The organism is Streptomyces sp. 15-116A (assembly GCF_025290915.1).
Classification (GTDB): Bacteria; Actinomycetota; Actinomycetes; order Streptomycetales; family Streptomycetaceae; genus Streptomyces.
Window position 1 is genome coordinate 1 of the sequence record NZ_JAOCQE010000275.1, and the last position, 8,048, is coordinate 8,048.

Genomic DNA, 8,048 nt, shown 5'->3' on the forward strand with positions numbered 1-8,048 from the left:
GCCGTCGACCGGGGACGGCTCACCGGAGAGGGCGCTGCCGTCGGCCGGAGACGGCGCGGCCTCGTCGAGGCGGAGCCCGAGGGCGGCGGCCCACTCGGGCCGGGGCCGGCCACCCGCGCACTCGGCACGGACGACGGCACTCTGGGACCGCAGAAGGCGGGCGAGCACGTCGAGGTGGACGACGGCACGGACCTCGTCCGGGGCACGAAGCTGGAAGCGCTGCCCCGTGAGCGCGTCGCTGTGGCCGTACCGCATCCCGGCGCGCAGGATGTCGCGGACGAGGGCGACCGGGGCGCTGCTCTGCAGGCTGATGTTGAGGAACCCGGGCCCGGTGACGACGACGTCGGCAATGGCGTCGCCGGCGCGCAGCAGATGCGGCCGCAGCACCTCGGCCACCCGGAGCGGCGGCTGTCCGGCGGGCCGGGCCAGCTGGAGGGCGATGTTGGTGGCGTAGTCACCGCACCCCCCGGGCCCCGGCGGCGCGACCACAACGCGCTCAGGAACGGCCACGGCCAGTTCCCCCTCGTCGACAGCACAACGCACCGCGCGCAGCACGGTGCGGGAGAGCTCGACGGGGGTCACGGGACAAGCGTAGGGGAGGAGGGGGGTGGGTATGCGAGCCGGTTTGGCCGGGGTCCCGGGATGTGGACGGCTCAGGCCCCGGGGTGCCCGGCCGCCGTCTCGTTCTCGCCGACGACGGGAAGGCGCCGGACGCGCCCCGGCCGCTGCGCATCGCTCCCGGCTCGCCCGAGCAGGAGCTCCCGTACGAGCCGTACGAGCTCACCGGGCTCGAACGGCTTGGGAAGAAAGGCATCGACGCCCACATCGAGCCCGCTCTCGACCTCGTGCCGACTGCAGGCACTGATGATGGCGAGCGGAAGATCGCAGGTGAGCGGATCGCTCCGCAGCCGGGCAGCGGTCCGCAACCCATCAAGTCTCGGCATGACGACATCGAGGGTCACGGCGTCGGGCCGCACCTGATGCACCACTTCAAGACACTCGGCACCGTCGGCCGCGGTCACGACCTCGATGCCCTCCAGCTCGAGATTGACCCTGATCAACTGCCGGATGACCTTGTTGTCGTCCACAACAAGCACCCGGCCCGAAGCGCCTGGCACAACTCGAGAGTAGGTCCGCACCGGCCACCGCGTCCGGCTTTTCCCGACTTCCACCCCGCACGAGCGACACGACCCCCACGGGTGGACGCGCCCGGACCCCACCGGGGTGAAAACGGGTTCCTGACCACCCCCCGAGAACTGGTAGTGTTCTACCCGTCGCCGCGATCACCGCGCCCGACACGCCCCCGTAGCTCAGGGGATAGAGCAACGGCCTCCGGAGCCGTGTGCGCAGGTTCGAATCCTGCCGGGGGCACCCTGTATGAGGTGCCTGTAGACCCCGTGACCAGCAGAGATGCTGAGGACGGGGTCTTCGCGTATGTGCAGGGGCCGTCTCCTCTGGTCAGCCTCAGGGGTTCCAGCGTGTCCATCAGCCGGTGTCCGGCCACTGTTCAGAGGGCGGAGGGGGCTTCGGATCATTCTGACGCTCGGCTCGCCGCGCGTTCTCCCCTCGCAGGGTGGTCAACCACGGCCATAGATCCGGCATAGGTTGTGCGGGGCAGGCGAGGCGGTGCTCGATGCGGCACCGCTGGAACTGGTCCGGTGGACACACCCCGTAGACCGTCACCCGTCCATCGGACAGTTCGATCCACCGATGCTCCGCCGGCACCGTATGGGCCAGCGGATTCATATCCGGCTCCAGCAGCACCCAGTCCTGCTCGAGCGTCGGCACCCGCTCCTGCAACAACCCACAGGCAGGGCAACGGGACTGCCCATCGCTCAGCCGCCGCGGTCCCTTTTCCACAAGCCCCATACCGTGAGGGTCGCCAGTCCGACAGCACAGGCGTAGGGCGCGAACCGGACGGGATCTCTGAGGCGGCAGTCCACCAGCTGTACAACACGTGACGCGGCAGGTGCAGCCAACAACCAACGGCCGACGCCACGCGGCTGAGATACGGCGCAGCCCCAGTCCATCCCCAGTCCATGCGGGCTGAGGGCTAACAAAGCGCGCACTTCACGGCGGTAGTATCGGCAGTAGCATGGAGAGCATGAGCGAGCCTACCCAGAAGTACTCGATCACGATGCCCCGGGACATCGCCGAAGCCGCCCGCGCCCGCAGTGGTCCCTCCGGCCTGTCCGCCTATGTTGCCGCCGCCGTCGCCCGTCAGATCGAGCGGGACAACCTCAACGAACTCATCCAGGTCGCCGAGGCGCAGCACGGCCCCATTACCGAGGATGAGGTGCAGGCCCTGCGCGACCAGCTCCACCAGGCACGCGAACAGCAGACCGGCAAGGGGGAGAGCGCGGCGTGACACGCTCCCCTGCTGCCCCGGGCGGCACGCTGGTACTCGACAGCGAGGGGCTCGCCAAGGCCGTGCTGCGCGACCGTGCGGTCACCGCCTGGCTCGCCCTGGCGCGCGCCGATGACCTGCGCGTGATCACGTCAGCGGCCACCTTGGTGGAAGTCGTCCATCCACGCATCAACCGCCCGGCCCTGGAGTGGACACTCTCTCGACTCATCGTGGAGCCAGTCACCGACGCCATCGCGCGCCATGCCGCCGCCCTGCTCACCGATGCCGGCCTGCACGGTCACAAGTACGCCATCGACGCCATGCTCAGCGCAACCGCCCTTGCCGCCCCTGGGCCCGTCACCGTGCTCACCTCCGATCCGGAAGACCTCATGGCCCTATGCGGAACGCGAGCCACCGTCATCAAGGTCTGACGCGTGGTGCCTGCCCCATCAGTCGTGCGTCGTGGACTTCGTCGAGGTCAGTCGGATGGCTGTCTCGCCGCCCACGATGAGGTAGCGGGGGTGGAAGTCCGTGGGGACCGCGAAGCAGAGGCGGGTGGGGGTGGGCGTAGGAGCGGGGGTGTTTGTGGATGTGGTGGGGACTTCGCAGTCCTCGCGGTCCAGGAGGTGGGGGCGGCCTGTTCCCTTGCCTATCAGGTCTGTGCGGATGTAGGGGGTGGGGCCCGGCTGTTGGGTTTTCATCGTGATGGGGAGGTGTCGGGGAAGTGGTCCGCTGAGGCGTAGATGCCCATGCCGTCCATGGTGTGGGGCTCGTGGTCGGGGGTGTCGGGGGTGAGGAGGGCTGTGGTGGTGGCCAGGGCCGTTGCTGTCACAGCCGCGGGGGTGATCCAGGGGGCCAGCTTGGGTGGTAGGGGTGTCAGGATTGCGTGCGTGGCCCTGCGGAGGCGGCGGTGGTAGCGGGTCGTCAGGAGGAGGGCCACCGTTGCCAGCGTCACCAGGATGATCATGCCTGCGTGGTGGTGCAGGCTTACCTCGCCGCCTGGGCCTCTTGCCCCCAGCGGGCGGCCTGTTGCGTTGGAGAGCGTGACGATGACCGGGTCGCCCAGGGCCAGGGGTTTCAGTAGTTCGCCGCCCTCGCCCAGGGGGATCGTGTCGCCGTCCTCGGTCAGGGCGTGGACCTCGAAGTCGTACGGGCCGTCCGACTCCTCCGTGAACGCTTCGTCGCCGTCGCCTTCGTGGGCGATGACCGCGTGTTTCTCGGTCACGGGGGCCAGGGCCTCCGTGGTCCAGATGGTCAGGAAGGCCAGGGCCGCTCCCGCCACCGCCAGGGCGAGCAGGCTGAAGACGGCGGCTCCCTGGCGGCGTTCCGTCTCGCTCGCGGGCATGTCAGGAGGCCTTTCCTCGGGAACGGGAACGGGAGCGGGAGCGTACGCGTATGCGCTGGACGGCTCGGGTGATCACCCGGGCCAGGACCCACGGGGTCGCCGTGAGCAGCAGGGCGTAGACGACGATGAAGGCCCTGGTGTCGTCCTCATTCGGTGGGGCCGAGTCCGGAGAGAAGACGTTGAAGAAGATCGCGGCCGGAATCCCCACCGTCACCAGCGGCACCGCGATCGAGCACACCCGCGCGGCCGTGCGCAGGCGGCCGCGCGGCCGCTCGCAGCACACCCCCAGCGCCGCCATGACGCACGGGCCGAAGGGGATCCACAGCAGCACCATCGCGTACACGAGGACGGTCCAGTCGTCCGCGTAGCCGAACATCATGGGCCGTCACACCTTTCCGGGGTCGCTGCCCAGGTAGCGGAAGCGGCCGGAAGCGATGCGGTAGAAAAACACGCCGGTGCTGCCTACGTAGCCGCCGTTCTCCGGTTCGAAGGCGTAGGGCTTCGAGATGCCCTTGTACGTCGTCTTGCGGAGGGTCGGGGTGAGGTCGTGGCGGGTTGGGTTTGGGCGGTGCAGGGCTTCCGCGCAGGTGGTGATCAAGTGAGTCGCGTCGTACGCCTCGGCCGCGAAGCTCGGCGGGTCGGTGCGGTAGCGGGTGCGGAACGCGCGGGTGAAGGGGCGGGCGGACGGGGCGGCGAGGGGGTCGGTCGCGGTGGAGACCAGCAGCCAGCCGTCGGCCGCCGCGCCCGCCTCGGCGGGGAAGCGGGGATCGTGTGCGGCCTGGCTGGCGATGCGGGGGCCCCGGTAGCCGGTCTTCGACAGGGCGCGGGCGAAGGCGGCGGCCGTCTTCACCTCGCCGCCGAACACGACCGCGCCCGGCTTCCTGGCCACCACGGCTCGTGCCCTCGCGTCGATGTCGGGGGCGTCCGGGGGGATCGTGGCCGGGAGGATCGTGCGGCCGCCCGTGCCTCTGAGGCCCTCGCCGAACAGGCGGGTGACCTGGCGGCCGTACTCCGTCTCGTCGTCGATCAGCGCGATGTCGTCCAGGTCGTGCAGGCCCAGGTACTGCGCGACCGGGTACATCTGCATCGCGTTGCTCGGGCGGGCGCACAGGAAGACGCGGTTCATGTGGCGGATGTCGCCGTCCAGGACGCTGAGGACGGTGAGTCCGGCCTCGTCGTAGCTGGTCAACGCCGCTCCGGCCGCGTCCGTTCCGGTCGCGCCGATCACCGCCACGATACGGTCGTCGGCCGCCAGACGGCGTACCGCCTCGGTGGCCCTGTCGGGGTCGCCCCCGTCGTCGGCCGTGGTCAACTGCCAGGCGAACGCGCGGTCCTTGCGGGCGTTGTGTTCCGCCAGGGCGAGCCTGATGCCCTGTTCGTGGGCCTTGCCCGTGGCGGCGCCCGGGCCGCTCAGGTCCGCCTGCAGGCCCAGCCTCAACACCGGCTTGGCGGAAGGCGGTTGCTTCTTCTCGTCGCGCATGAGTATCCATGCCGTCGAGCCGCCCGTCGCCACTGTCGCCACGCCCGCCGTGACGTAGGTCAGCAACCGGCGTCTGGCGAGCGGGCGTTGCGGTGGCTCGACGGGCCGCGTGGCCGCCGCGTCCGCCTGCGTGGCCTCGATGTCCGGAAGCGCCAGCATCGTCGCCGAGCGTTCGGCGATCAGGTGGGTCACCGCGGGCGGGAGCCAGCCGTCCGCCGGGGTGTCCTCGGCCCAGGTGGCGCGCAGGGTCGCCGCGGTCGGGCGGCGGGCGGGGTCCTTGGCGAGGCAGGCCTCGATCAGTGGCCGGAGTTCCGCGGGGACGGTGGCGAGGTCGGCCGGGTCGTGGACGGTCCGGAACAGCAGCGCCTCGACCGGGCCGGTGCCGAACGGGCGTACCCCGGTGGCCGCCCAGGCCAGCACGCAGCCGAGGGAGAAGATGTCGCTCGCCGGTCCGACCGGCCTGCCCTGGGCCTGTTCGGGCGAGAGGAAGCCGGGCGAGCCGATGACCACGTCGGTGGCCGTGAGCACGGTGTCGTCCAGGGCCCGTGCGATACCGAAGTCGATCAGGCGGGGGCCGTCCAGGGCCAGCAGGACGTTGCCCGGTTTGACGTCCCGGTGCACCATGCCCGCGCCGTGCACCGCGTCCAGCGCCTCCGCGAGCATCGCGCCCAGCGCCCGGACGCTCGCCGCCGGCAGGGGGCCGGTGGCGGCCGTGGCGTCGGCGAGGGACGGGCCGGGGACGAACTCGGTGGCCAGCCACGGCGAGGCGGTCTCGGTGTCGGCGTCGACGACCGGGACGGCGTAGCGGGTGCGGACCTGGCGGGCGATGTCCACCTCGCGGCGGAACCGGGCGCGGAACGAGGCGTCCTCGGCGTACTCGGCGCGGATCAGCTTGATGGCGACGAGGGCGCCGCCGGGCGACCGGCCGAGGAGGACGACGCCCATGCCGCCGGCGCCGAGGCGGCCGAGGACGCGGTAGGTGCCGATGCGTGCCGGGTCGCCGGAGCCGAGCGGCTGCACGGGGCTCATCTCGGCTCCCCCAGTGGTCTGTTCACTTCAGTTCCAGTTCCACGCGGTACAGGAGCTTCGCGGCGGCCTCGGCGGCGAAGCGGATCAGGTCGGTCGTGTCGTAGCCCTTCGCGCCCTTCACCGAGACGGCCGTGGTGACCGGTCCGATACGGGACTTGGTCCATACGTAGGGCCAAGGGCCGCCGGGTTCCCGGCCCTTGTAGGTGCCGGCCTCGAAGAGGGTGGCGTCGGCGTTCTTCACGTCCTTGGGGTCGAGGTGCATCGACTGCAGTCCGGAGAGTTTCTGGCCGCCGCCGAGGTCCTGCACCGGGCAGCGGAAGCTCTCCTGGACCGTGTCCTTCATCTCCCGGTCGGCGTGCCGCTCGTCGCGGTGGACGCTGACGGTCACGGTGCCGAGGACCCTGCCCTTGCCGTCCTTGGCGGGCATGTCGATGCGCCGGGTGTAGCTGTCCAGGACGCCGTCCGGCAGCTCGCCGCGGGTCCAGACGCAGGAGTCGGGCAGCACCGGCCAGGTGCCGGCCGTCTCGTACGGGTCGTGCCGGACCATGCCGGGGGTCCAGTCGGCGGGGGCGAGCGAGGCGTTGCGGGTGAGGGTGCGGGCCTGGGCGGCCGTGCGCGGCACGCGGGAGGGGTCCGGGGTGAAGTCGTACGCGTCGGGCAGGGCGCCCACCGTGTCGGACGGGGTGGGGGCCGGGGACGTGGACACGCTCGGGGACTTCGTCGGCTTGGCGGTGGTGCGGTGGCCGTCGCCGCCGCAGCCGGCGAGCGTCGCGGCCAGGGCCGTGCCCGCGGTGACGGTGGCGAGGGTCACGGTCCATCGCCGGTGGCCGCCGGGCGGTGGCGGTGGCGGTGCGGAGAGGTTCTCGGACATCGGGCTCCTCGTGGTGTCAGCCGAGTCCACGGCGGCTCGGCCCCCGGGTGGCGAGACGAAAGTAGAGGGGCCGCGGTTGCGGCGCATGAGTGCGGCTACTCATGTGGGCCGTGCGCGTGACCAGTCACACAGGGGTGGGTGACGGGGTGGTAACTCGCCCGCGTCGCCCTGCTGTTGCCGGGTTGACGTGACCGCCCTACAGACGACACCACGTGACAAATCGGACATGTACATCATTCAACGGTGGCTGGTTCTGACCCCGTGCAGTTCACTCTTAACGGTCCTCAGTACGACAGTTCGGACCAAAGAAAGCATGTACGCCCATGCCCCACTCTTCCGGCATACGTGAAGTCCCCATGAATCCGCACTCGGTGACGGCCGCCGAGGTCGTCCCCGGCGATCTGGTCGCCCTGTCGCGCGAGGACGCGGCAGCGGACCGGTGGTACGTCGTCACGCACACACTGCCCGAGTCGCCCGAGGTGATCCGGGTCACGCTGCGCCCGCCGCTCGGCGGGACGGACCGGGACGAGCTGCTGCGGCGCGAGCAGCGCGTGACCGTCGCCGGGCGACGGCTGGACGTGGCGGCGGTGCCGGTGGTGAGCTCGCCCACACTCGACGACGTCGAGTTCCGCGACGGGGACCGGGTGACCACGCTGCGGGCCGTGGACCCGGCGGCGGAGGACGTGAGGTACGTCCGCCGGTGGGGTGCCTGGTACCGGGACGCCGACGACGACGGGACGGGCGTCGCCGACGCCGATGTACGGCGGTGGGCCGCCGAGGCCGACCGGGAGGGGCAGGTCGTACGGCACGAACCGCGGCCGGTGAGCGAGGCGCGGGCCGCCGGGGCGCGGCGGGTCGTGGCGACCGGCCTCGGTGCGGTGACGCCGCTCGGCGCCGGGACCAGCGAGTTGTGGCAGGGGCTGCTCGAAGGGCGGCACGGCATACGGGAGTTGGACGGCGAGGAGTTCGACGGACT

General features: G+C 71.3%; 9 protein-coding genes, 1 tRNA gene and 1 pseudogene. 4 read left to right on the forward strand and 7 right to left on the reverse strand.

Translation table 11 applies throughout. The features are described from left to right. Both N4P33_RS29325 and N4P33_RS29330 read right to left on the reverse strand, forming a co-directional pair. Positions 1-582 (reverse strand): annotated as a pseudogene (locus N4P33_RS29325) (hypothetical protein); the annotation flags it as partial. A gap of 71 nt (positions 583-653) precedes the next feature. Then, a complete protein-coding gene (locus tag N4P33_RS29330; RefSeq protein WP_399030324.1) occupies positions 654-1,172 on the reverse strand; it encodes a PleD family two-component system response regulator in 519 nt (172 codons plus the stop codon). Positions 1,173-1,299: 127 nt separating this feature from the next. On the opposite strand from N4P33_RS29330, the gene N4P33_RS29335 reads away from it, so the two are divergent. Beyond that, a tRNA-Arg gene (locus N4P33_RS29335) sits at positions 1,300-1,371 on the forward strand. A 114-nt stretch (positions 1,372-1,485) separates the two neighbouring features. Here N4P33_RS29335 and N4P33_RS29340 read toward each other — a convergent pair. Next, positions 1,486-1,869 (reverse strand): DUF6083 domain-containing protein, encoded by a 384-nt coding sequence (locus tag N4P33_RS29340; RefSeq protein ID WP_260829941.1) that lies wholly within the window; start codon positions 1,867-1,869, stop codon positions 1,486-1,488. A gap of 235 nt (positions 1,870-2,104) precedes the next feature. Between N4P33_RS29340 and N4P33_RS29345 the strand changes: the two genes are divergently transcribed. Together N4P33_RS29345 and N4P33_RS29350 are read left to right on the forward strand one after the other, a co-directional pair. After that, positions 2,105-2,368: a CopG family transcriptional regulator gene (locus tag N4P33_RS29345; RefSeq protein ID WP_260829942.1), complete on the forward strand. Its 264-nt coding sequence runs from the start codon at positions 2,105-2,107 to the stop codon at positions 2,366-2,368. Then, on the forward strand, positions 2,365-2,778 hold the full coding sequence (locus N4P33_RS29350) for a type II toxin-antitoxin system VapC family toxin (RefSeq protein ID WP_260829944.1): 414 nt from the start codon (positions 2,365-2,367) through the stop codon (positions 2,776-2,778). The genes N4P33_RS29345 and N4P33_RS29350 overlap by 4 nt, the downstream gene beginning before the upstream one ends. 266 nt (positions 2,779-3,044) lie before the next feature. On the opposite strand, the gene N4P33_RS29355 is transcribed toward N4P33_RS29350, so the two are convergent. The 4 genes from N4P33_RS29355 to N4P33_RS29370 are packed head-to-tail and all read right to left on the reverse strand — an operon-like array spanning position 3,045 to position 7,072. After that, on the reverse strand, positions 3,045-3,692 hold the full coding sequence (locus N4P33_RS29355; protein ID WP_260829946.1) for a hypothetical protein: 648 nt from the start codon (positions 3,690-3,692) through the stop codon (positions 3,045-3,047). Position 3,693: 1 nt separating this feature from the next. Then, entirely contained in the window at positions 3,694-4,071 is a 378-nt protein-coding gene (locus tag N4P33_RS29360; RefSeq protein WP_260829947.1) for a hypothetical protein, read from the reverse strand. A gap of 6 nt (positions 4,072-4,077) precedes the next feature. Continuing rightward, positions 4,078-6,192, reverse strand: coding sequence for a bifunctional serine/threonine-protein kinase/ABC transporter substrate-binding protein (locus N4P33_RS29365; RefSeq protein WP_260829950.1), 2,115 nt, complete (start codon positions 6,190-6,192; stop codon positions 4,078-4,080). Positions 6,193-6,223: 31 nt separating this feature from the next. Next, positions 6,224-7,072 (reverse strand): hypothetical protein, encoded by an 849-nt coding sequence (locus tag N4P33_RS29370; protein ID WP_260829949.1) that lies wholly within the window; start codon positions 7,070-7,072, stop codon positions 6,224-6,226. A 356-nt stretch (positions 7,073-7,428) separates the two neighbouring features. Here N4P33_RS29370 and N4P33_RS29375 point away from each other — a divergent pair. Next, the coding region (locus N4P33_RS29375; RefSeq protein ID WP_313904605.1) for a beta-ketoacyl synthase N-terminal-like domain-containing protein at positions 7,429-8,048 on the forward strand (620 nt) is incomplete at its 3' end.